At 65.7% G+C, this 22,895-nt stretch carries 26 protein-coding genes; 3 read left to right on the top strand and 23 right to left on the bottom strand.

Annotated features, from left to right (window positions below; genetic code table 11):
- Positions 1 to 106: 106 nt before the first annotated feature.
- Positions 107 to 667: a YceD family protein gene (locus tag BHK69_RS16985; RefSeq protein ID WP_069691129.1), complete on the bottom strand. Its 561-nt coding sequence runs from the start codon at positions 665 to 667 to the stop codon at positions 107 to 109.
- Positions 657 to 1,199, bottom strand: coding sequence for a ubiquinol-cytochrome C chaperone family protein (locus BHK69_RS16980; protein ID WP_069691128.1), 543 nt, complete (start codon positions 1,197 to 1,199; stop codon positions 657 to 659). The genes BHK69_RS16985 and BHK69_RS16980 overlap by 11 nt, the downstream gene beginning before the upstream one ends.
- A gap of 140 nt (positions 1,200 to 1,339) precedes the next feature.
- Between BHK69_RS16980 and BHK69_RS16975 the strand changes: the two genes are divergently transcribed.
- Positions 1,340 to 1,834 carry an outer membrane protein assembly factor BamE gene (locus BHK69_RS16975; protein ID WP_069691127.1) on the top strand — a complete coding sequence of 165 codons (495 nt, stop codon included), beginning with the start codon at positions 1,340 to 1,342 and terminating at the stop codon, positions 1,832 to 1,834.
- Between the two features lie 95 nt (positions 1,835 to 1,929).
- Here the strand turns inward: BHK69_RS16975 and BHK69_RS16970 are convergent, their stop codons facing one another.
- The 17 genes from BHK69_RS16970 to BHK69_RS16890 form a co-directional block, all read right to left on the bottom strand.
- A complete protein-coding gene (locus tag BHK69_RS16970; RefSeq protein WP_069691126.1) occupies positions 1,930 to 2,856 on the bottom strand; it encodes a DMT family transporter in 927 nt (308 codons plus the stop codon).
- 171 nt (positions 2,857 to 3,027) lie between these two features.
- Complete coding sequence (locus BHK69_RS33600) at positions 3,028 to 3,375, bottom strand: type II toxin-antitoxin system RelE/ParE family toxin (protein WP_083269497.1); 348 nt, start codon at positions 3,373 to 3,375, stop codon at positions 3,028 to 3,030.
- Positions 3,320 to 3,580, bottom strand: a complete 261-nt coding sequence (locus tag BHK69_RS16960; protein ID WP_069691125.1) for a type II toxin-antitoxin system ParD family antitoxin — start codon at positions 3,578 to 3,580, stop codon at positions 3,320 to 3,322. The genes BHK69_RS33600 and BHK69_RS16960 overlap by 56 nt, the downstream gene beginning before the upstream one ends.
- Before the next feature lie 144 nt (positions 3,581 to 3,724).
- Positions 3,725 to 5,881 carry a sodium-translocating pyrophosphatase gene (locus BHK69_RS16955; RefSeq protein ID WP_069691124.1) on the bottom strand — a complete coding sequence of 719 codons (2,157 nt, stop codon included), beginning with the start codon at positions 5,879 to 5,881 and terminating at the stop codon, positions 3,725 to 3,727.
- Between the two features lie 520 nt (positions 5,882 to 6,401).
- A complete protein-coding gene (locus BHK69_RS16950) occupies positions 6,402 to 6,842 on the bottom strand; it encodes a DUF1801 domain-containing protein (RefSeq protein WP_069691123.1) in 441 nt (146 codons plus the stop codon).
- Positions 6,843 to 7,003: 161 nt separating this feature from the next.
- The gene (gene allE, locus BHK69_RS16945; RefSeq protein ID WP_069693733.1) at positions 7,004 to 7,801 is read right to left on the bottom strand and encodes a (S)-ureidoglycine aminohydrolase; all 798 of its coding nucleotides are present in this window, start codon (positions 7,799 to 7,801) and stop codon (positions 7,004 to 7,006) included.
- 86 nt (positions 7,802 to 7,887) lie between these two features.
- Positions 7,888 to 9,093 (bottom strand): MFS transporter, encoded by a 1,206-nt coding sequence (locus BHK69_RS16940; RefSeq protein ID WP_069691122.1) that lies wholly within the window; start codon positions 9,091 to 9,093, stop codon positions 7,888 to 7,890.
- Positions 9,094 to 9,138: 45 nt separating this feature from the next.
- Entirely contained in the window at positions 9,139 to 10,131 is a 993-nt protein-coding gene (gene thiL, locus BHK69_RS16935) for a thiamine-phosphate kinase (protein WP_069691121.1), read from the bottom strand.
- A gap of 47 nt (positions 10,132 to 10,178) precedes the next feature.
- A complete protein-coding gene (nusB, locus tag BHK69_RS16930; RefSeq protein WP_069691120.1) occupies positions 10,179 to 10,646 on the bottom strand; it encodes a transcription antitermination factor NusB in 468 nt (155 codons plus the stop codon).
- Positions 10,643 to 11,152, bottom strand: a complete 510-nt coding sequence (gene ribH, locus BHK69_RS16925) for a 6,7-dimethyl-8-ribityllumazine synthase (protein WP_069691119.1) — start codon at positions 11,150 to 11,152, stop codon at positions 10,643 to 10,645. The genes nusB and ribH overlap by 4 nt, the downstream gene beginning before the upstream one ends.
- 185 nt (positions 11,153 to 11,337) lie before the next feature.
- Positions 11,338 to 11,985 carry a riboflavin synthase gene (locus BHK69_RS16920; protein ID WP_069691118.1) on the bottom strand — a complete coding sequence of 216 codons (648 nt, stop codon included), beginning with the start codon at positions 11,983 to 11,985 and terminating at the stop codon, positions 11,338 to 11,340.
- Positions 11,985 to 13,142, bottom strand: a complete 1,158-nt coding sequence (ribD, locus tag BHK69_RS16915) for a bifunctional diaminohydroxyphosphoribosylaminopyrimidine deaminase/5-amino-6-(5-phosphoribosylamino)uracil reductase RibD (protein ID WP_244548225.1) — start codon at positions 13,140 to 13,142, stop codon at positions 11,985 to 11,987. The genes BHK69_RS16920 and ribD overlap by 1 nt, the downstream gene beginning before the upstream one ends.
- A complete protein-coding gene (gene nrdR, locus BHK69_RS16910) occupies positions 13,111 to 13,608 on the bottom strand; it encodes a transcriptional regulator NrdR (protein ID WP_069691116.1) in 498 nt (165 codons plus the stop codon). Before nrdR ends, ribD begins: the two co-directional genes overlap by 32 nt.
- 9 nt (positions 13,609 to 13,617) lie before the next feature.
- Positions 13,618 to 13,863, bottom strand: a complete 246-nt coding sequence (locus BHK69_RS16905; RefSeq protein WP_069691115.1) for a hypothetical protein — start codon at positions 13,861 to 13,863, stop codon at positions 13,618 to 13,620.
- A complete protein-coding gene (locus BHK69_RS16900) occupies positions 13,860 to 14,081 on the bottom strand; it encodes a hypothetical protein (protein WP_069691114.1) in 222 nt (73 codons plus the stop codon). Before BHK69_RS16900 ends, BHK69_RS16905 begins: the two co-directional genes overlap by 4 nt.
- 63 nt (positions 14,082 to 14,144) lie before the next feature.
- Positions 14,145 to 15,443, bottom strand: a complete 1,299-nt coding sequence (gene glyA / locus BHK69_RS16895; RefSeq protein WP_069691113.1) for a serine hydroxymethyltransferase — start codon at positions 15,441 to 15,443, stop codon at positions 14,145 to 14,147.
- Between the two features lie 133 nt (positions 15,444 to 15,576).
- Positions 15,577 to 16,032: a helix-turn-helix domain-containing protein gene (locus tag BHK69_RS16890; protein WP_083269496.1), complete on the bottom strand. Its 456-nt coding sequence runs from the start codon at positions 16,030 to 16,032 to the stop codon at positions 15,577 to 15,579.
- Positions 16,033 to 16,101: 69 nt separating this feature from the next.
- Between BHK69_RS16890 and BHK69_RS16885 the strand changes: the two genes are divergently transcribed.
- Together BHK69_RS16885 and nhaA are read left to right on the top strand one after the other, a co-directional pair.
- A complete protein-coding gene (locus tag BHK69_RS16885) occupies positions 16,102 to 17,343 on the top strand; it encodes an MFS transporter (protein ID WP_069691112.1) in 1,242 nt (413 codons plus the stop codon).
- A gap of 149 nt (positions 17,344 to 17,492) precedes the next feature.
- Positions 17,493 to 18,689, top strand: coding sequence for a Na+/H+ antiporter NhaA (gene nhaA / locus BHK69_RS16880; RefSeq protein ID WP_069691111.1), 1,197 nt, complete (start codon positions 17,493 to 17,495; stop codon positions 18,687 to 18,689).
- Positions 18,690 to 18,998: 309 nt separating this feature from the next.
- On the opposite strand, the gene BHK69_RS16875 is transcribed toward nhaA, so the two are convergent.
- The 4 genes from BHK69_RS16875 to BHK69_RS16860 all read right to left on the bottom strand — a co-directional run bounded on the left by BHK69_RS16875 (position 18,999) and on the right by BHK69_RS16860 (position 22,788).
- Positions 18,999 to 20,240 (bottom strand): L,D-transpeptidase family protein, encoded by a 1,242-nt coding sequence (locus BHK69_RS16875; protein ID WP_083269495.1) that lies wholly within the window; start codon positions 20,238 to 20,240, stop codon positions 18,999 to 19,001.
- Between the two features lie 327 nt (positions 20,241 to 20,567).
- Positions 20,568 to 21,080: a transcriptional regulator LdtR gene (gene ldtR / locus BHK69_RS16870; protein WP_069691110.1), complete on the bottom strand. Its 513-nt coding sequence runs from the start codon at positions 21,078 to 21,080 to the stop codon at positions 20,568 to 20,570.
- A 206-nt stretch (positions 21,081 to 21,286) separates the two neighbouring features.
- Positions 21,287 to 21,730, bottom strand: coding sequence for a DUF6163 family protein (locus tag BHK69_RS16865; protein ID WP_069691109.1), 444 nt, complete (start codon positions 21,728 to 21,730; stop codon positions 21,287 to 21,289).
- A gap of 2 nt (positions 21,731 to 21,732) precedes the next feature.
- The gene (locus BHK69_RS16860; protein WP_069691108.1) at positions 21,733 to 22,788 is read right to left on the bottom strand and encodes an enoyl-CoA hydratase/isomerase family protein; all 1,056 of its coding nucleotides are present in this window, start codon (positions 22,786 to 22,788) and stop codon (positions 21,733 to 21,735) included.
- Positions 22,789 to 22,895: the final 107 nt, after the last annotated feature.

Raw genomic sequence — 22,895 nt, 5'->3', positions numbered from 1 at the left:
GTGGATCCTGGGAGCGGCCGCCCTTCTTCTGGAGGCAGCGCGTTGCGGGCCGGACAATAGCGACTTGAGCCGCCGCTGCAAGCCGCCGCGAAGGCTCCTGCCCGCCTCATTGTTCGCGTTTCAGCTTGGCCAGCACCGCAAAAGGCGATTCGAGGCGGGGACCGGCTGGCGCCGCGTCGAAGCTCACGCCGGGCTTGCGCGGATAGGGATCGAGTGCCAGCGCCAGGAATTCCAGCGTGACCGCGCCCAGATCGATGACGCCGTCGAGGATGGGCTCCGGCGGATCGGCCTCGTTCAGCCTGACCTCGATGTCGATCTTGTCTTCATCGCCGGCATCGCCGCGCCTTGCAGCCGCCCGCGCCTCTTCCTCCGGCGCGAAATCGAGCTTCACCGGAACCGTGATCGCGACCGGGAAGGACTCGAGCGTGACCACGCAGATCTGGTGCGCCTTCGCCTGGATCGTGCCCTCGAGTTTGACCTTCTCGCCATTGCGCGAAAGCGTGTAGCGCGCCTCCAATGCCTCCAGCGAGGCCAGATCGAGCGCGGCGGCGATGCGCGGCAAGGCATCGGCTGGAGCGGAGACCGTGACGTCGCCGGGGCGCAGCTTGATGCCCTCGACGCGAATGGGTTGGCTCAGGGGCAAGCTCTTTTGCGGATCAGGCGACATGGCTTTGCTCCAACTGCGCCAGGGCCGGAAACAGCTCGGGCTCGCTCAGGATCGCATCGAGCGCGCGGCTCGAGAGCCGCACCTGCGCCTGTCTCATATAATCCGCCAGGATCGCGGCGCCCTCGCCCTGGCTCGCATTGCGGCGCAGCGCTTCGGTCAGCGCCTCCGGCTCCGCCGAGACCAGGGCTGCTTCATAGGCCTTGATCCGGCCGAAGAAACTCTGGGCGATCTTCTTCATCCGCTTGGGCACCGCGATGTCGCTGATGCCGCCATTGCGGAATCCGAGTTCGAGATAGGCAAAGCAGGCATCGACGAAATCCTGCGCCAGATCGGCGGCCGGCGCCGGCAATTCACGCAGGCGGCGCAGCACCAGGAAGGTGTGCAGCGTCAGCGATTCGAAGCGCCCCTCGAAAGTGTCGGGAATGCCGCCTTCGATATAGAAGGCCGGCCGCCGCGACGCCTCGGCGACGCGCGCGAACAAGGCGTTCACCGGTGCGAGCCGGGCTTCACGCTTGCCGAATAGGCCGAACATTACGCAGCCATCTCCTTGCGAAGGTCCCAAGCGGGTCCTTGCCTTGCCAAAGCCATGCTCGGGCGTTACGCCAAGCCTTACCCATTTGACAAGCGGCTTGGGCTTTCGCCCTTGACGCCACGGCCTGGATTTGAGTCCCAATGACCCTCACCAATCGCCGCGCGGCCCTGCTCGGCATCCTTGCGACATCGTCCCTGGCATTGGCGGGCTGCGGCCCGGACGCCGGCGGCTTCATGCTCCCGACCTCTGCGGGCCTCAATGAGGAATATACGCGCGGCTTCGTCATGGATGACGCCCTCATCGCCCAGATCAAACCGGGCATGGACGTACAGGCCGTGCTGACGGCGCTCGGCACGCCATCGACCACCTCCACGGTCGGCAACCGGACCTTCTACTACATCAGCCAGACGGTGCGCCGGCGCTTCCAGTTCCAGGATCTGAGCGTGGTCGACCAGAAGGTGCTGGTGATCTATTTCAACAAGGCCTTCAAGGTCGAGCGTATCGCCAATTACGGCCTGCAGGACGGCGTGCCCTTCGACTTCATCAGCCGCACCACCCCGACCGGCGGCGAGGAGCAGAGCTTCCTGCGCAACCTCTTCAAGGGCGTCACCAAATTCGCGCCATTCGGTGCGTGACAGTCCAAACGGTCTGACGAAACACAAAACCCGCGGCCGTCGCCGCGGGTTTTTCTTTAGGGCGCAGGTCTTTCTTTGAGGCGCATTTGCCTCATTCAGGCGCGAACCGCCGGCTTTCGCTCGGGCAGCGTCATCGCGGCGACCCCGAGCACGACCAGAGCGAGCCCCGCCCAGACTGTCGGGCTCAAGCTCTCGCCGAGGAACAGGATGCCGATGGCAACCCCGATCGGCACGCGCAGATAGGACACGGCCGTGGTCCCGACCGCGCCGAGCGTCCGGATCAGGCGGAAATAGATCGCGAAAGCGAGCGCCGTCGAGAACACCGCAAGCGCAAGCAGCGCCATGAGCGACTCGTGGGAGGGCGCCAGCGTCCAGGGCCGGTCGATGACAAGTGCGAATGGCAGTAGCACGGCAGCGCCCATCAACATGGAGCCGGCGGCCGGCAGGAGCGGATCCATGCCGCCGAAATTCCGGCCAAACAGCGCGGCGCAGGCGTAACACATGGTCGCCAGCACGATCGCCAGTTGCGGCACGACGGCGCTGCCCAAACCGGCAAAGGCCTGGACGCCGACGATCAGGCTGATCCCGGCCACGCCTGCCAGAACGCCCAGCGCCTTGCGCGTGTCCGGACGCTTGCCCGGCGCGAGCACCAGCCCGATCAGGAAAACGAAGACGGGCGTGGTTCCGTTCAGGATCGAGGCGAGGCCGGCATCGACGCTGCGCTCGGCCCAGGCGATCAGCGTGAAGGGCACGACGCTGTTGAGGCAGGCCTGCACCAGGAAGCGCCGCCAACTCGCGACATCGCGCGGTAGCTTCACACCCCGCCAGCGGATGATGGCGAGCAGGATCGCACCGGCAATCAGCGTGCGCGCCGCGATCAGGGTCAAGGGCGGGATCGTCTCCACGCCGATCTTGATGAAGCTGTAGGAGCCGCCCCAGAGCGTGGCGAGAACCAGCAGCAAGACGAGCTCGGTGGCGCGGTTCGCCTCGGCAGCAGGGGTGGTCAGGGCTTGCGGCGTCATGGCTCTCTCCTTGGTTGGAGGGACCATGTCACAGCCGGCATCCCGGAACTTGCAGGAACGCTACGGTTAGGACCGTAGCTTCACCGATTGATTCAGGTAGGCGAGAATTCGATTCAGCACACGAATCCAAGCCTTTGATATAGCGCGAATATTTTTGTCCGCGGACGCCCCCTACAGACTCTCGGCGATCACGTCGACGTCGCGCGCCGCATGGAGCACGCGCAGGATTTCGAGGTTTGTCTCTCCAATCCGATAGAAGATCAGATAATCCCGATGAGGCGCACGCCGAACATTGCGGGCGGCATGGCGTGGCAGAATTGGATACCGCTCGGGTTGCGACACCAGCCTTGCGCAAAATTGCTCAAGCGCTGTCACAAAGCGCAACATCCATCGCCGACTGTCGCGAGCAATGTCGTCGCCGATCTCCTGAAGGTCCCGGCGCGCCGTCGGCGTGAACCAAGCTTCACTCCGGTTTGCCGCTCTCGCCGTCGTAGCGGGCGCGCAACTCGGCAAAGACATCGCCGCCCGCGATCAGATGGCCGGCATCCGCCTCGACCAAGCCGGCCTCAAGCGCCTGATCGAGTGCCATCAGGCGTTTCTCACGCTCCTCGACGAGGCGGACACCTTCCCGCAGCACTTCGCTCTTCGAATTGTACCGCCCCGAGGCGACGAGCGTCTCGACGATGCCTTCAAGGCGGTGTCCCAGTTCCGCACTGACGGCCATGAGATCCTCCGACGTTTGCCCGAACCCATATCTATTATTGCCTCCGGTTTCGTGCAAGCCGCCTCCCGCCTGAGCCCGGTCAAACAATGAAAAACCCCGCGGATCGCTCCGCGGGGTCCATTTCGTTGCGCAATGCGCAACCGCTCAGGAATGCGCCAGGATCGCCAGCAGCAGCAATGCGATGATGTTGGTGATCTTGATCGCCGGGTTCACGGCGGGGCCCGCCGTGTCCTTGTAGGGGTCGCCGACGGTGTCGCCGGTCACTGAGGCCTTGTGCGCCTCGGAGCCCTTCATGTGGCGCACGCCGTCCTTGTCGACAAAACCGTCCTCGAAGGACTTCTTGGCGTTGTCCCAGGCGCCGCCGCCCGAGGTCATCGAGATGGCGACGAAAATACCGGTGACGATGACGCCCATCAGCATCGCGCCGACGGAGGCGAAGGCCTGGTTCTTTCCGGCGATGGCGTTGATCGCGAAGAAGGTCACGATCGGCGCGAGCACAGGCAGTAGCGAGGGCACGATCATCTCCTTGATCGCAGCCTTGGTCAGCAGGTCGACGGCGCGCGCATAATCGGGCCGCTCGGTGCCGTCCATGATGCCGGGCTTCTCCTTGAACTGACGCCTGACCTCCTCCACCACCGAGCCGGCGGCGCGGCCGACCGCGGTCATGCCCATGCCGGCAAAGAGGAAGGGGATCAGGCCGCCGAGCAGCAGGCCGACGACGACATAGGGGTTCGACAGCGAGAAATCGACGGTGACGCCCTTGAAGTACTGGAACGTCGTCGAGCCCGCCTTGTTGGCCTCGCCGATGAAGAAGTTGAGGTCGGAGGTGTAAGCGGCAAACAGCACCAGGGCGCCGAGGCCGGCGGAGCCGATCGCATAGCCCTTGGTGATCGCCTTGGTGGTGTTGCCGACAGCGTCGAGGGCGTCGGTGGAGTGGCGCACCTCCTTGGGCAGGCCCGCCATTTCGGCGATACCGCCGGCATTGTCGGTGACCGGGCCGAAGGCGTCGAGCGCCACGACCACGCCAGCCAGCGCCAGCATGGCCGTGGTGGCGATGGCGATGCCGAACAAGCCGGCCAAGCCATAGGAAACGATGATGCCGGCGATGATCACGATGGTCGGCAGCGCGGTCGATTCCAAGGAGACCGCGAGGCCCTGGATGACGTTGGTGCCGTGGCCGGTCACCGAGGCCTGCGCAATCGAGACGACCGGGCGCTTGCCGGTGCCGGTGTAGTATTCGGTGATGACGACGATGAGCAGCGTCACCGCCAGGCCGACCAGCGCGCAACCGAAGAGGCCGCCCGAAGTGAAGGTGACGCCCTGCACCGTGGTGAACGAGGCCGAGAAGCCGCCGAACATCAGGTAGTTGACCGCCGCGATCGCGCCGATCGAGAGCACGCCGGCTGCGATGAAGCCCTTGTAGAGCGCGCCCATGATCGACTGGTTGGCGCCGAGCTTGACGAAGAAGGTGCCGATGATCGAGGTGACGATGCAGGATGCGCCGATCGCCATCGGGTAGAGCATCATGGTGCCCAGCGTCGCCTGTCCCGCGAAGAAGATCGCGGCGAGAACCATGGTCGCGACCAGCGTCACCGCATAGGTCTCGAACAAGTCGGCCGCCATGCCGGCGCAGTCGCCGACATTGTCGCCGACATTGTCGGCAATGGTGGCGGGGTTGCGCGGGTCGTCCTCGGGGATTCCGGCCTCGACCTTGCCGACGAGGTCGGCGCCGACATCGGCGCCCTTGGTGAAGATGCCGCCGCCGAGACGGGCGAAGATCGAGATCAGCGAGGCGCCGAAACCGAGCGCGACGAGCGAGTCGATGACGGTGCGGCTCGATGGGGTGAAGCCGAGGAACGAGGTCAGGACGCCGTAATAGACCGCCACGCCGAGCAGCGCGAGGCCCGCCACAAGCATGCCGGTGACAGCGCCCGCCTTGAAGGCGACGTCGAGGCCGTCGCCCAGCGACTGCATCGCCGCCTGCGCCGTGCGGACATTGGCCCGGACAGAGACGTTCATGCCGATGAAGCCGGCGAGGCCCGAAAGCACCGCGCCGATCAGGAAGCCGATCGCGACCCATTGTCCGAGCAGATAGGCCAGCACCGCGAAGAGCACGACGCCGACGATCGCGATGGTCATGTATTGGCGCTTGAGATAGGCCTGCGCGCCCTCGGCGACCGCAGCGGAAATCTCCTGCATGCGCTGGTTGCCGGCATCGCGCTTCATCACGTCGCCATAGGCCCAGACGCCATATGCGATCGACAGCGCACTTAAGACTATGATTGTAAGCAGAGCTGACATTGGTTTCCTGACCTTGAGCTTCTCGACCCGCGGAGAGGCTTTGCGCTCCCCTTAACGTTCTTGGACGCCTGACTCATGAAAATGCGAGGCCTAAGGACTCAGGCCCCGCATGGGTCTCGCCAGTGTCAGTCGAATTTGTGCCAAGTTTCCGACAGAATCGCAAACCCTGTGATTGCGTTTTGGTCCAGTTCGAAAGCTTGCCGACGCTTGGACCAAAACAGGTCCGGAGAAAGGCGGAAAGCCGAGGCCGGCCTTGTCTCCGACGATGGGCCAAAACCCGCTCTAACTCTTTGATGAGAGACGGATTCAGATTTCAGATGGGATCACTCTGTGATGCCATCTGACATCATCCGGCTCTGGGGCGGTTCCCGACACGTCAGCCGGCACAAGGACGGGTTCCGATCCGATCGGATCGTTCAGCCGCTCCAGCTCTTTGTTTTAGCGCGTTTTCTCCGCGCAAACGCTTCGCGTTTGTCGCGAGGGAACCGGGGTCCACTTCGCTCGAGAACGCTCTGGTCGTTCACATGCGCTCGCCGGGCAATCGGCTGGCCTGCTGCACCCAGTCGATGAGCTGAGCCTCATCGAGCTGGTCGCCCTCCCGGATGTCGAGATAGCGCGTGTCCTGGCTCTTGGACGCTCCAGGCGGAACAGGATGCAGCGCCGCCCCACGGAAGAAAGCCACTTTGACGTATTTCGTGAAGCAATGGACCCCGAGGAACCAGCCCTGCCCCTCGACGCCGTATAGCGGCGAGTTCCATTTCACTGCCTTGCGCAGATCGGGGACGGTACGAGCGATAAGCGCGTCGAGGCGGTGTCCGATATCGCGCTTCCAACCCGGCATGGCCGCGATATAGGCCTGGACGGGAGCGTCGCCCTCGCCCTTCACAATCTGAGGGTTGCCGCCCGCCAGCAGGGGCGTTTTGCCGGTTGTCGCCAATTGTCCGGACGCCTTGCTGGACATCGCATCAACTCCGCTGATCTTGCCCCGTTCGGCAGATCTCGCCCCGCTCGGCAAGTCAGTCCGATCCTCCGCGGCTCAGGATATCCCACCCTGATCGAGCGAGCAGCCATCTCCCGAAAAGTTCATCCGCCCGAGCGGTCGTTACGCCAGGGCGGAACCGGTCATAACGCGACGTCGCGATTGACGTTCTTGTAGAGCAGATAGCAGGCGTCGCCGAAGCCAGCCGGGTAGAATTGCTGCGGGCAGTAGCCGCCCATCCAGATGAAATCCTGCGCCCAGATCTCGTGCCACTCCGTGCCGAGGAAATAGAGCCCCTGCCCCTCCAGCATATAGAGCCCGTGCTCCATCACATGGGTTTCGACATCGGGGAAACATGTGCCCGGCTTGAACCACATCAGGTTCATCTCGAAGTCGAAGCGCATGTCGCCATAGGGCAGCAGGAACTGGAAGCCGCGCCCCTCCAGCCCGGTGTGATTGGTAACCGGCACGGCGTCGCGATGCGAGACGATCGGCTCCGGCGCCGACAGGTCGATCGCTTCATAGCGCTTGCGCAAGGCCAGCACGCGTGCCGGCTCAGGCCCCTCATTGCGCAAGGAGAAGGCAACTCCGGCCGGGACATAGGCGAAGCCGCCTGAGGTCAAGGCCTGGGCGGGGTCGCTATCGACCGCAAACTGCACCTGCCCGGACAGGACATAGTAGAAATGCTGGATACCGTCCTCGCGGAAGGGCTGGCGCGTGCCGCCGCCGGGCTCGATCTCCAGCACATATTGCGCGAAGCGCGCGCCCATCACGGGGGCGGTCAGGATGCGGCCGATGGTGCGCTCGAATTGCGGCAGGCGGCTGACCAGCACGCCCTCGGGCGGCATGAAGGCATAGTTTTGGCGGACCACGCCGCGATTATGGCCGATCGCTCCGGGAGGAATATGCCCGGCGGCGACAGGAAACTGGTGGGGGCGCATCATTCTTCTCCAGATCGACAACCGTCGCGTCGCGGCAAGATTCTCGCCGGCAAGACTCAAGCGGGCAAGATTCAGCACCGCAAGGCTCAGGCCGGCACGGCCCGCCGCGACAAGCCCTGCCAGGCGACCAGCACCAGCGCAACCGCGACCGGCGGGAAGACGAGCCAGTTGACGCTGTCCCAGCCACCGGCGTTGAGCAGGCCGCCCGACGAGAACGAGGCAATCGCGACCGAGCCGAAGACCAGGAAGTCATTCGCCGCCTGAACCTTCACCCGTTCCTCCGGCCGGTAGCAGTCGGTGACCAATGCGGTCGCGCCGATGAAGCCGAAATTCCAGCCAAGGCCAAGCAGGACCAGCGCGCCCCAGAAATGCGCGACGCTCAGGCCGGTCAGGCCGACGATCGCGGCCAGCGCCGTCAGCAGGAGCCCGATCGCCGTGATCTTTTCCTTGCCGAAACGGGCTATCAGCCTGCCGGTGAAGAAGCTCGGCCCGAACATCGAGAGCACATGCCATTGGATGCCGAGCGCGGCATCGCCGACCGAGTGGCCGCAGGCGACCATGGCGAGCGGCGCCGCAGTCATGACGAAGCTCATCAGGCCGTAGGCGACAAGCGCAGCGGTGACCGAGGCGATGAAGCGCGGCTGGCGCATGATCTCACCAAGCGGGCGGCCACCGGTCTTGGCGGCGGCGGCGACCGGCGGCGCGCGCAGCCGCATCACCACCAGCATGGCGATCAGCGCCAGACAGCCTTGCGCCAGGAAACTTGCAGCGAAAGGCGCTGATGGTGTCAGATCGCGCGTCCAATAGACCGATTGCGGGCCGATGACGCCCGCCGCAATGCCGCCGACCATCACCCAGGAGATGGCGCGCGGCTTGAAGCTCTCGCTCGCCGTATCGGCGGCGGCGAAGCGGTAGCTCTGGACGAAGGAGCCGTAGAGACCGCAGGTGAAGGTGCCGAGGCAGAACAGCCAGAACAGGCGTTCGGTCGCCCCCGCAGCTGCAAGGCTTCCGCCCGCCGCACCGATCAGCGTGCCGATGAGGTAGCCGCCGCGCCGGCCGAGCCGGCGCATCAGGATGGCGGCTGGAATGACGCCGGTGGCGATGCCGAGCTGCAGCAGGCTGACCGGCACGGTGGCGAAGGTCTTGTCGGCGACGAGGCTTGCCCCGACGATGCCGCCCAGCGAGATCACGATCGCCGGATTGGCGCCGCCGAGCGCCTGCGCAAAAGCCAGCACCAGGGTGTTGCGCTTGGCGAGGGCGTCGCCGTCACTGAGGGGAACGTGCTGGTTCATTGATGCGCCGCCCTAGCCATGGCAGCGCTTGCAACGGCCGCCTTTTTAAAAATGAGCGAAGGAGCCCTGCGCGAAGCTTCGCGCCCTGCCCTTTTCGCGATAGTTCACCGCGCCTTCGTCCGTCACCCGGCCGATCGCGACGAGCGCGACGCCCGCAGCCTCCGCCGCAACGATCAGGGAAAGATATTCTCTTTCAGATGCCGTGCAGAGAATTTCGTAATCGTCCCCGCCCGTCCACGCCAGTTCCGCCAGAGCGGGATCGGCCATGATCGCGGCGCGGGCCGCAGCCGAGAGCGGGACCATGTCGAGATCGATCTCGGCGCCTGCTTTCGAGGCCTTGAGCAGCTTGGCAAGGTCGCCGACAAGCCCATCGGACACATCCATCGCCGCCGAAGCATGGACCTGCAGCGCAGTGGCCAATGCCAGCCGCGGTTGCGGATGCAGATAGCGGTCGGCGAGGAAATGGCGATGCTCCTCGCTGAGCCGGGCGACCCAAGCTAGCTTGCCCGGCCCATGCGCCTGAAGCCCGAGCGCCCCGTCACCGATCGTGCCGGAGACCAGGATGACGTCCCCAGGCTTGGCGCCCGAGCGCGGCACCATCCGGCCGGCCGGAACGCTGCCGAAGGCGGTGATCGAGAGGATCAAGGGTCCAGGCGTCGAGACCGTGTCGCCGCCGATGAGCGGGCAAGCCCCCTCTCCCGCGATCCGTGCGAGCCCCTGCGCGAAGTCCGCGAGCCAGGCTTCGGTCCAGCCATGCGGCAAAGCCAGGCTCAGCACGAAGCCTTCGGGCTTGGCGCCCTTGGCTGCGAGGTCGGAGAGGTTCACCGCGAGCGCCTTGCGCGCGATCGAGGCCGCGGGATCATCGGCGAAGAAATGCTCGCCGGCGACCAGCGCGTCGGTCGTCACCACCGTCTCATAGCCGCGCGCCGGCTTGAGCAAGCCGGCATCATCGACGAGGCCGAGCCCGCCTGCTCCCGCGATGGGCGCGAAATAACGGGCGATCAACTCGAATTCGCCGGGTCTGGTTGTATCGCTCAAGGCCGTCCTCGCGACTGCATCCTACGACCCTACCCGTCAGTGCGAGATCACGCCGCCGGCTGATCGAACTCGTCGGCGCGGAAGTCGCGGGCCATCTTGTCGAGCACGGCGTTGATCATGCCGATCTCCTCGCCCTCATAGAAGGCGCGCGCGACCGCGACATATTCCGAGATCACCGCACGCGCCGGCACATCCTTGCGGAAGGCGAGCTCATAGGCGCCGGCGCGCAGCACGGCGCGCACCACCGCCTCGACGCGCTTCAGCGGCCAGCCGGAGGCGAGCACCTCGTCGACCGAGCGATCGACCAGGCGCTGCTCGCGGACCACGCCGCCGAGCAGGTCGCGGAAGAAAGCCAGCTCGGCCTTGGGCAGTTCGATCTCCTCGACCTCCTTGCCGATCCAGAAGGCCTCGAACTCGGCCATGGCCTCGATCACGCCGCGCCCGCCGATCTCCATCTCGTAGAGCGCCTGCACGACGGAAAGCCGCGCGCCTCGTCGCATCTCGGCCCGGCTCATTTGGATTGCTCCGCCAGGGAGCGCTTGTAGCGCAGCACCGCGAGCGCCGCTTCAGCCGCACCGCCGCCCTTGTCCATCTCGGAGCGGTTGGCGCGCGCCCAGGCCTGCGCCTCGTTCTCGACGGTCAGGATGCCGTTGCCCAGCGGCAGAGCGAAGGCCACGGAGATGTCCATCAGGGCGCGCGAGCTTTCGCCGGCGACGATGTCGTAATGGCCGGTCTCGCCGCGAATGACGGTGCCCAGCGCCACGACCGCCTCATAGGGGTCGACAGCCTCATCAGCAGCGCGCAGGCCGATGATGATGGCGGACGGAATTTCGAGCGCGCCCGGCACGGTGACGACGTCGACACGGCAATCGGCCTTGTCGAGCACGGCAAGGGCGCCTTCGAGCAATTCGTTGGCGAGCTTCTCGTAGAAACGCGCCTCGATCACGAGCACGCGGGCGCCGTCCAGCGAGACGGCAGGAGTTGCGGCCTTGTCGGCCGAGATTTGCCGGGGTCCGGCCATGGTTGTTTATCCTCTTGAAGGCGAAGAGCGCCTGGCGCGAAAAGCCCAAAGCACTCGCAGCCCTCATCCTGAGGAGCCGTTTCGTCAGAAATGGCGTCTCGAAGGATGGTCCAGTACGCTCTGGAGCATCCTTCGAGACGCCGCTGCGCGGCTCCTCAGGATGAGGGCTGTGTTGAGACCGGCTCTTAGCCCTGCGGGCGCGCCTCTGCAAGCCGCGCAGCGTAGCGCGCCATCAGATCGACCTCGAGATGGATCGGATCGCCCGCCTTGCGCTGCCCCCAGGTGGTGACGCTGAAGGAGTGCGGAATCAGCAGCACGGTGAAGACATCGTCCTCGACGCTGTTGACCGTGAGCGAGGTGCCGTCGAGGCAGATCGAGCCCTTGGTCGCGATGAAGGGAGCGAGCCCTTGCGGCGCGCGGATATGGAAACGCGCCGTCGCGCCCCATTGTTCGTCGGGATTGGCCTCGATCGGATCGATCTTCAGGATCGTGGCGACGCCATCGACATGGCCGGTGACGAGATGGCCGCCGAGCTCGTCGCCGACCTTGAGCGAGCGCTCGAGATTGACCCGCGTGCCGGGCGCCCAGTCGCCGACCAGTGTCTTGGAGAGTGTCTCCGCCGCCGCCTCGACCTGGAAGATGCAGCCGGGCTCGCCATCGCTGCGCGGCCGCAGGCCCGTGACCGTCAGGCAGACGCCGGCGCAGGCGATCGAAGCACCGATCTCGATGCCGGCAGCGTCATAGGGGCTGGCGATGGCAAGCCGCTTCAGGCTGGGCCCCTTGGCCTCAGCTTCCACGACGGTGCCGATGGCGGTGACGATGCCGGTGAACATCAGGCGGTCCTCACAAAATTCTCGAAATGGTCGTGGCCGATCAGGCCGCTATCGGCAAGTCGGTAGAGATCGGGGTTCGCCAGCATCGCCGCAAGGCCCGGACGCACGGCAACGATGCCGGGGTGGCCCAGCACTTTCGGAGATGTCGAGACAATGACCTCATCGGCGAAACCGGCAAGGGCGAGTTTCTCGCCGATGGTGGGCCCACCCTCGGAAAAGACGCGGTTGATGCCGCGCGCTCCCAGCAATTGGAGCATCTCCGTCAGATCGAGATGGCCGTCCGCACCGGCCGAGACGCGCATGACCTCGACGCCGGCCGCGACCAGCGCCCGTTCACGCTCGATGGGAGCAGCCTCGGTCGCCACGACCCAGACCGGCACCTCGCCCACTGTGGCGACGAGCTGGGACGACAGCGGCAGCCGAAGCTGCGAATCCAGCACGATCCTGATCGGTGAGCGACCCGCCATGCCGGGCAGGCGCACGGTCAGCAGCGGATCATCGACGAGCACCGAACCGATGCCGAGCATGATCGCATCGTAATGCGCCCGCTGGAGATGGACCCAGGCCGACGCCGCAGGGCAGGATACGGCGATGCGCGTGCCCGCCGCCCCGCCGGCATAGCCGTCCCTGGTACGAGCGACCTTGAACGTCACCATGGGGCGCCCTTGCGTCACCCGCAGGACATAGCCGCGATGGATCCGTTGAGCCTTGGCCTCCAGCACGCCCGTGGTGACGCTGATGCCAGCCGTCCGCAGCAATGCGAAACCGAGCCCGCGAAACCGTGGATTGGGATCGGCCATGGCCGCCACGACGCGCTTCACGCCGGCCAGGATCGAGCGCTCGACGCAAGGTGTCGCGGCGCGGATGGTGCGGTGTGAACAGGGCTCGAGCGTGACATAGAGCGTGCCGCCCGCCGCGGCGTTCGGCCCGGCGCGGTCGAAGGCGTTCGCCTCGCCATGCGGCCGGCCGCCAGGTTGGGTGTGGCCGCGGGCCACGATCACGGGACCATCCGCGGTGTCCTGCGTGACGATGGCGCCGACGCAAGGATTGGTTGATGTCGTGCCCTGCCCGCGCGCGCCGAAATCCAGCGCCTGACGCATGAAGGCGCGGTCGATCGCAGCCTGCTCAGTCATCGTTGCGGGCAGGCGGCGGCGCACTCGCGCCGTCCTCGTCATCGGCGCTGAGCTGGCCCAGGATCTCCTCGAAATCGCGGGCTTCGCGGAAATTGCGGTAGACCGAGGCGAAGCGGACATAGGCGACGTCGTCGAGCGATTTCAGCCCTTCCATCACCAATTCGCCGACGGTCGAGCTCGGGATCTCGCCCTCGCCGGAGCTTTCGAGCTGGCGCACGATGCCGTTGACCATGCGCTCGATCCGCTCCGGCGCGACCGGGCGCTTGCGCAGCGCGACCTCGATCGAGGTCTGCAATTTGTCGCGGTCGAAGGCGGTGCGCCGGCCCGAGCGCTTGACCACGACGAGTTCGCGCAATTGCACGCGCTCGAAGGTGGTGAAGCGCCCGCCGCAATCAGGGCAGACGCGACGACGACGGATCGAGGCGTGATCGTCGGTTGGACGGGAGTCCTTCACCTGCGTGTCGAGAGAGCCGCAATAGGGACAGCGCATGGCGTGCTTTCAGATGGGCTTGATGGTTTCGCGCACCAGTGCGGCCCGCAGGTTGGCACTCGACCATGACGGCCAGCCGGTGCCAGCGAAGTCACGATCATGCGACCAGTTCTCGACTTCTTTCACGCCATACTGCGACATCGTCAGCAGGCGCCGCGAGCCGACGAAATTCAGGACATCCCCGCCACGCAGACCAAGCGCACAGCTCAAGATGATATTCGCATCGACGATCAGAACGGGCGAAGGAGGCTTCACGCGTCGCGTTCTTCCAGCCAACGCTCAAGCGCCGCGGTCTCTTCAGGCGAACGGTCCTTGGTCAAGTCGCGGACGGTCTTCAACAGCTCCGCGACGCGGGCAGCGCGGTCAGAATTCACCACAGCGCCACCGGCCGTGTCCGCGGCGTTCTGGGACGGAAGGGACACGGCTCCGGCGGCGGCAAGCTTGCGCAACTCCTCGATCGTGATCGTCGTCATGGTTGTGCCCGGCTCCTAATCCTTCGGATCATACCATGATCTAGTGACGACGAGGCGGCCCTTTCAATAGATCGGGAAGCGCGCGGTCAGCTCGTGCGCCTTGGCCTTGACGGCCTCTTCGACCGCACCGTTGCCGGCCTCACCATTGATCGCCAGGCCATCCAGCACCTCTGCGATCAGTTCGCCGACCTTCTTGAACTCGGCGACGCCGAAGCCGCGCGAGGTTGCGGCCGGCGTGCCCAGGCGAATGCCCGAGGTCACCATCGGCTTCTCCGGGTCGAAGGGAATGCCGTTCTTGTTGCAGGTGATGTGGGCGCGGCCGAGAGCGGCCTCGGCCGCCTTGCCGGTGACCTTCTTGGAGCGCAGATCGACCAGCATCAGATGGTTGTCGGTGCCGCCGGTGACGAGGTCGAAGCCCTTGGTCTTCAAGGTTTCGGCCAGCGCCTTGGCGTTCTCGACCACGGCGCGAGCGTAGATCTTGAACTCGGGCTGCAGCGCCTCCTGGAAGGAGACCGCCTTGGCGGCGATGACATGCATCAAGGGCCCGCCCTGGATGCCGGGGAAGACGGCCGAGTTGATCTTCTTGGCGATCGCCTCGTCATTGGTCAGCACCATGCCGCCGCGCGGGCCGCGCAGGGTCTTGTGCGTGGTGGTGGTGACGACATGGGCGTGCGGGAATGGCGAAGGATGCGCGCCACCCGCGACCAGCCCGGCGAAATGGGCGATGTCGACCATGAAATAGGCGCCGACCTTGTCGGCGATCTCGCGGAAGCGGGCAAAATCCCAGTGCCGGGCATAGGCCGAGCCGCCGGCGACGATCAGCTTCGGCTTGTTCTCGACGGCGAGGCGCTCCATCGCATCGTAGTCGATCGTCTGGTCGACGACGCAGACGCCATAGGGCACGACCTTGAACCATTTTCCGGACTGGTTGACAGGCGCGCCGTGAGTGAGATGGCCACCGGCGGCGAGGTCGAGGCCCATGAAGGTGTCGCCGGGCTGCAGCAGCGCCATGAACACGGCCTGGTTGGCCTGGCTGCCGGAGTTGGGCTGGACATTGGCGAACTGGCAATCGAACAGCCGGCAGGCGCGCTCGATCGCGAGCTTCTCGGCGATGTCGACGAACTGGCAACCGCCATAATAGCGCCGGCCGACATAGCCCTCGGCGTATTTGTTGGTCATCACCGAGCCCTGCGCCTCCAGCACGGCGCGCGAGACGATGTTCTCCGAGGCGATCAGCTCGATCTCGTCACGCTGGCGACCGAGCTCGAGCTCGATGGCGCGGGCGATCTCGGGGTCGCTATCAGCAAGCGAGGCAGCGAAGAAGGAGTTCGAGAGATGCTTGTCGCTCGCGGCTTCGGTCATATCCGGCTCCTGCTGAAAAAGGTGGCCGCTCACGGCCCGGTCCCGTTGCCGCGTCCCGTATCATGGGGTGGAAATCTGTCCAAGCGATAGATGGTGCGGCTAAAAGGATGGCCAATCGCTGCCCGCCGGGATGTCAGCGCCGCCGCGACGGCTTCAGCCCTTTCCCCGGCTCCCCAAGGGAAGGGTGGTGGACCAGCGTCCCCCGCGAGGCCGACTTCAGGAGCCCGCGGAAGGTCGGGCATTCCAGATGCGTCGGCGCGGGGCAATCGGCGATATGGCGCAGCATGTCACGCAGGGCGCTGAGATCGACGATCTGGCGCTGCAATTCGTCTGCCTTGGCATGAAACCGGGCCCGGGGGAGATCGGGCCGGCCGTCCTGTCCGAACAGGCCCGCGATCTCGACCAGCGAGAAGCCCGCCGCCTTGCCTAGGCTGATGAGCGACAACCTGAGGAGCACGTCGGCATCGAATTGCCGGCGCAACCCGCGCCGTCCGAGCGAACCGATCAGGCCGATCTCCTCGTAATAGCGCAGCGTCGAGGCCGGCACGCCCGAGCGTTGGGCCACTTCCCCGATATCCAGAATCGGCATGCTTGACCTCAAGTTGACTTGAACTTGTAGGCTCTCCCGAACGCAGGATTTCAGCAAGAGGAAAAAACCATGCAGGATTGTCGAGCCACGCCGTCGAACCCGATATGGCGGGACCGGCGCACCATTGCGCTGCTGATGGCGGCATCGCTCACCACGATGGCCAATGCCACGATCAGCCCGGCCCTGCCCGGGCTCGAGCGGCTGTTCTCGGGCGATCCGAACGCCGCGATGCTGACGCGGCTGCTGGTGCCGGCGCCGGCGCTCAGCGTCGCCCTCTGCGCGCCGCTCGCCGGGCTGGTGGCCGACCGGTTCGGACGGCGCGCGATGCTGCTCTCCGGCACGATCCTGTTCGTGATCGCCGGATGCGCCGGTCTCGTCCTGCCGGATCTCCCGACGATCTTCGCCAGCCGCCTCGTGCTCGGCGTCGCGGTCGCCCTGATCATGACGGCGCAAACCGCGCTGGTCGGGGACTATTTCACGGGAAAGGACCGCAATGCGCTGACCGGCCTGCAGATTTCGGCGCGCAATTTCGGCGGCCTGCTCTTCATCTCGCTTGCGGGCTGGGTCGCGACGCTCTCGCCGCGCCTGCCTTTCGCCATCTATGGCCTCGCCGCCGCCTTCCTGCCGCTGATGTGGATCGCGATCGTCGACCCGCCCCGATCAGCGCAATCCATCGACGCCAAACCGGCGGACAGCGCCCCAGGACATCCGCCCTGGCGCACGCGCCTCGCCTTACTGGTTCTCTTGCAGGCGCTGACCAACATGATCTTCTTCGTCATGCCGACCCAATTGTCGTTCTTCCTGGAGGAGCGAGGCTATAACAGCGCGGCCATGACCGGCGCGGCGCTGGCCGTCCTGATGCTGTCGGGCGGCAGTTTTGCGCTGCTCTACCCGCGGATCCAGCGCGCGATCGGCCATGTCGGCATTTTTGCCATGGGCTACGCCGCGATGGCGCTGGGCTTCATGCTGCTACCCTTCACCCTGACAGCCTCCTCCTTCGCGGCAACCGCGGCGATCGGCGCAGGCTACGCTCTGGTCTCGCCCTGCTTCATCGCGCTGGCGCTGGGTCTCGCGCCGATCCGGCGCAGAGGGCTGGCAGGCGGGCTGCTGACCGCCTCCGTCTTCATCGGCCAGTTCTGCTCGCCGCTCCTGAGCACGCCGCTGATCGCGCGCTACGGTTTTGACGGACTGTTCCACGGCGCCGCTTCGCTCCTCCTGGCAATGGCGATCACGGCGGCAGCGGCAGGAGGGCTAAGCTGGCTGCGCCTGCGGTCGGCTGTCACATCGCCGCAGATGCCGGTCTCGCGCTGAGCGCAGTCGAAGATCGGGCGGCGCGCGGCGAGTTCCCTGCCGTGGCTCTCTGCCGCGGCAGAGGGACTCTCCTAAGCGCGCTGCGGGGTGACATCAGCGCGTGCACCCTTCAGAAGGGAGGTGACCCGAGCCTAGGAGCCCCGCCGACAGTGACCCCGGATACAGCCCACAGCTCTTCCGCGCCCGCCCGGCGCTCCCCGCTGAGCGCCTTTCTCGCGAGCGAAGCGGCAGGCGGTGTCCTGCTGATGGTGGTGGCGGCGCTTGCCCTCGTCATCGCGAACTCCCCGGCCGCGCCGGCTTATTTCGGCGCGCTCTCCACCTATGTCGGGGGCCTGAGCGTGCTGCACTGGGTCAATGACGCGCTGATGGCCGTGTTCTTCCTGCTCGTCGGGCTGGAGATCAAGCGCGAATTCCTGGAGGGGCAGCTCTCCTCCTGGTCGCGCAGGGCCCTGCCCGGCATCGCGGCGCTGGGCGGCATGGTCGTCCCGGCGCTGATCTATCTCGCTTTGACGCGCGGCGATGCGGTCGCGATGCGCGGCTGGGCCATTCCCGCCGCGACCGACATCGCCTTTGCGCTCGGCGTGCTGGCCTTGCTCGGCCCGCGCGTGCCGGTCTCGCTCAAAGTCTTCCTGACGGCGCTGGCGATCCTCGACGATCTCGGCGCGGTCGCGATCATCGCGCTGTTCTATACCAGCGACCTGTCGCTGCCGATGCTGGGGCTGGCGGCTTTGTGCATTGCCGGGCTCATCGTCCTCAATCGCCTGAACGTGACGCGCCTGCCGGTCTATCTCACTATTGGCGCCCTGCTCTGGTTCTTCGTGCTGAAGTCGGGCATCCACGCCACGCTGGCCGGCGTCGCCCTGGCGCTCACCATCCCGATCGGCGACGGCTCCGACAGCGACGAGCCCGAGCATTCGCCGCTGCACATGCTCGAGCACGGCCTGCACCCTTGGGTGTCCTATCTGATCGTGCCGATCTTCGGTTTCGCCAATGCCGGCGTCTCTTTCACGGGGATGACGCCGGCGAGCGCGCTGGCGCCAGTGCCGCTGGGCATCGCTCTCGGCCTGTTCCTCGGCAAGCAGATCGGCGTCTTCGGCTTCGCCTGGGCGGCCGTGAAAGCCGGGCTCGGTGCGCTGCCGGCCAAGGCAAATTTCGTGCAGCTCTACGGCGTCGCCCTGCTCTGCGGCATCGGCTTCACCATGAGCCTGTTCATCGGGGCGCTGGCCTTCCCCGGCAATCCCGAACTCGGCGACGCCACCAAGATCGGCGTGCTGCTCGGCTCGGTCATCTCGGCGCTGGCGGGAGCCTTCGTGCTCAAGCTCGCAGGGCGCGGTACCAGCACTTAATGTTGACGGCCGTCAGCGATGACTGACGGCGCTATTCTCTGCCGTCATTCCGGGGCCGCCGAAGGCGTGAGCCCGGAACCCAGAACCGACGCGGCTGCCCCGTGCCTTCTCAGGCAGCCGCGTCGGTTCTGGGTTCCAGGCTCGATCCTGCGGATCGCCCCGGAATGACGGGGGTGTTTCCGAGCCAAGGCAGCACGCCCTCGCAAGCCCACGGCCCCGACAAACGAAAAAGCCCCGGACTGTTCGGTCCGGGGCTTTTCAGATCAGGAAAGGCGATCTCTCAGGCGCGGTGACCTCAGATATCCTGCCTCAGATGTCCTGGTCGCCGTGAAGCTGCGCCACCGGGGCAGGTCCGAGGCCGTCCTTGTTGTAGATGTCGTCGCGGAACTGCACGCCGCCATCGGGCGTCGCCCAGGCGGTGACATAGACCCAGTAGCATGGCACCGGATTGCTGATCCGCGCATTGATGCGCTCGCCGGACTGGATCACCTGGTCGATCTTGGCGCGATCCCAGCCGGGAGTGTCCTTGAGCAGCCAGCCGACATAGTCGCGCACGTTCTGGACGCGCATGCAGCCGGACGAGACGAAGCGGAAATCGTCGCCGAAGATGCCCTTCGCCGGCGTGTCATGCATATAGACGCCATAGGGGCTTGGAATGTTGATGCGGACGACGCCGAGCGAATTGAAGTCGCCGCCGGGGTCCTGCCGGAAGGTGTAGCGCGTCGCCTCGTCGGAGTTCCAATTGACGCGCTCGGGCGGGATCTCGCCATTGGGGCCGATGATGCGGATCTTGCTCTCGGTCAGATAGCCAGGCTCCTTGCGCATCTTCGGGATCAGATCCTTGCGGATGATCGAAGCAGGCACGGTCCAGGTCGGGTTGAAGTTGATCTCGGGGATCTTGGTCTGGAGCAGCGGCGACTGCCGGTCGATCTTGCCGACGCCGGCGGCGTGGCGGGTCGCGACGACGCCGTTCTCGACCGTCTCGACCAGCGCGGCCGGGATATTGGCCACGACATAGCGGTTGCCGAGATTGCCCGACCAGGTGCGCAGCCGGACCACATTGGTCTCGAGCTGGCGGATGCGCCGCTCGATCGGCACGTTGAGTGCGGCCACCGTGGCGCGGGTGATGGCGCCGGTAGTGGAAAGCCCGACCCGAGCCTGGAAGTTGCGTACGCCGGCCTCGACATAGGAATCATAGACGTTGCTGGTGCCGGCATTGGCGTTGAGATCGCCAGTGACCACCAGGCGCTGCCGCAATGCGACGACGCCAGGACCGCTCGAGCCGACGCTCATCTTGTCGGTGAGCTGGAGCATCGGCCAGCCGCCGCGGGAAGCGAGTTCGCGATAGGCGACGATCGCAGCTTCAGTCGCCTGCAGCGATTCCGGCGAGAGCATCGGGGTATGGGAGCGGGCGACGGCGTTGCGTGCCCCGGAATCATAGTTCTGACGCCATTCCGCCTGCTGGGCGAAGGCTGGCAAGGCTGCGGTCGTCGCAGCGCCCGAAAGCAACGCGAGCACGGTCTCGCGGCGGGTCAGGCTCAAATTCGACATCGTATCCCTCATCCTCATCACGGCCCGGACCAGCGCTGGACAGAAGCGCAAGCGCAGCACAGAAGCCGCCCGCCATTGGCGAGCGCCGGTTCTATGAACTACGCTCTCTTACCACGGTTAACGTCTTGTGATGAGCGAGGCATTTTTAGGGCATGGCTACATTCAGTGACGTGCATGACCAGTATTCGGCGAAGAGGATCGGGCGCCGTGTCCCTGGCGCAACAGATCTGCCTGCGCTGGGGCGGCTCCGGCACGGTCGAGGCCGGAGCGATATCGAGGCGCTCAGGCGGAAAACGGCCCGCTTAAGGGCCGGTTGCCGCGTTTTCTTCAGAGCTTGTAGCGGATCTGGTCGGTCCAGAAGCGCTCCAACCGGAGCAGTGCGTTGTTCATGCGCTCGAAGTCGTCCGAGGCGATGCCACCGATCTGCTCCACCGTCTGAACATGCTTGTCGTAGACGCCCTTCACGAGATTGTGCACTTCCGTGCCCTTCTCGGTGAGGCTGATCCGAACCGACCGCCGGTCGATCCGCGAGCGGGCATGGTGCAGATAGCCCAGCTCGACCAACTTCTTGACGTTGTAGGAGACGTTCGAGCCGAGATAATAGCCGCGAGTCCTGAGTTCGCTGGCGCTCAGCTCGGCATCGCCGATATTGTAGAGCAGCAGTGCCTGGACGCTGTTGACGTCATCACGGTTGCGGCGCTCGAATTCATCCTTGATGACGTCGAGCAGGCGGCGGTGCAGCCGCTCCACTAGGGTGAGGGACTCAAGGTAGAGAGGCTTCACCTTGAGATCAACATCGCCGGCCGTGGCAACAGCCGCAGTCTTTACGCTCGCTTTCATGGTATATCTCGCCTGTTGTCTATCGGCCGAGATTTTTCTCCCGGTCCGCTTCTGAAGAACACCATAGGCGGCACGAATGAAAACGAGTTTAAATATCAGGATGAATCAGAGATTTAGCCGTTTCGGTGAATCCAAAGTGAAGCTAGAAAGGCTTAAGCTAAAGCGTTTGTTACCATGACTCGACGGAGTCGATCGTTTCAACCCGCTCAGGAATTCTCGTTCTCGGCGAGCCAGGTCGCCAGGAAATAGGCCAGGACCAGCGCGACATAGGTGCTGATCATCGGCGTCGTCATCGGCAATAGCCGCGGGAAGAAGAAGCCGAGCAGGAGCTGGCTGATCGCCGCCAACAGCCAGAGCACGCCGCCCCATGTGCTGGTCAGCCAGAGGCCGACGGCGGCAACGAGATCGATCACCGCGAAATAGACGATGATCGCCTGGAAGCTGAGCAGCCTCGCCTCGAACGGCATCTCCTCGATGCCCACGCCGAAGATCACGGCCCAGGCGAGCAACCCCTTGGCCATCCAGGCTACCGAGAGCAGGCGCAGGAGCCAGACGAGCACGAGCCGCCAGCGCGTAGCCCGGGCGCGCACGCCCGCCACCGACGTCGCTTGCGCGCCGAGCATTGGCTCGCCATCGCCGCCCAAGCCCATCCTCAGGATTCCAGCTCAAGTTCGTCCGCGCCGAGCGGCGCGAAATAGGCCTCGATCGCAGACGGCGAGACCGCCTCCAGCGAAGCCGGCTCCCAGACCGGCGCATGGTCCTTGTCGACCACGACCGCGCGCACGCCTTCATAGAAGTCATGGCCGCGCACGATCCGCGAGACGATGCGGAACTCGGTCTGCATCGCCTGGGCGAAATCGAGAGCGGTCCCGCGCCGCATCTGCTCGAAGGCGAGCGCGATGCTGGTCGGCGATTTGGTGGCGAGCGTCTGCTGGACCTTGGCGGCGAAGGCGCTGCCGCCCGCGGCGGCGGCAGTCAGCTTCGCGCGGATCGCGGCGAGATCCGGGGCGCCGAAGCAGTCGGCGATGATCGCCCGGTCAGCCGCGAGCTTGGCCGGCCCCGGATCGGAGGCGAAGCCGGCGAGGATCTCATCGAGCGCGCCGGGCTTCGTCAGCGCATCCGCCAGTTCGGCCATCCCTGCGCTCGGCACGGCGTGGGTGGCGAGGCCGAGCGCCAGCGCATCGGCCGCGCCGACGCGATCCCCCGTCAGCGCCAGATAGATGCCGCTCGCACCCGGCAGCCGCGGCAGCGCATAGGTCGCCCCGACATCGGGGAAGAAGCCGATGCCGACCTCCGGCATGGCGAAGAGATAGCGTTCCCCGGCGATGCGGTGGCTGCCATGCAGCGAGATGCCGACACCGCCGCCCATGACGATGCCGTCGATCAGGGAGACATAGGGCTTCGGATAGCTCTTGATGCGGGCGTTGAGGATGTACTCCTCGCGCCAGAAGGTCAGCATCTCGGCATGGCGTCCTTCACGGCCGAGGTCGTGCAGATGCCTGATGTCACCGCCGGCGGAGAAAGCCTTCTCGCTGACGCTGGTCACCACGACGCGCGTCACCTGCGGATCGCGCTCCCAGGCAGCGAGCGCACGAGCGAGCTTGCGCACCATGCCGAGGCTCAGCGCGTTCAGCGCCTTGGGGCGATTGAGGACGACGACGCCGGCCGCGCCGCGCACCTCGCAGATGATCTCGGCGTCCTGCGACATGCGGCAGTCATCCCTTGCGCGTTCGCGGCGGTTCTGGGCTGCGCCGGGCGGACTTGTCAACGCGCAGCCGCGCCCGGCGCATCCTGGCCTTGCGACCACCACCCTGT

Origin of the sequence: Bosea vaviloviae, assembly GCF_001741865.1 — a bacterium.
GTDB lineage: Bacteria > Pseudomonadota > Alphaproteobacteria > Rhizobiales > Beijerinckiaceae > Allobosea > Allobosea vaviloviae.
This window is presented reverse-complemented; position numbering and strand designations above follow the sequence as displayed.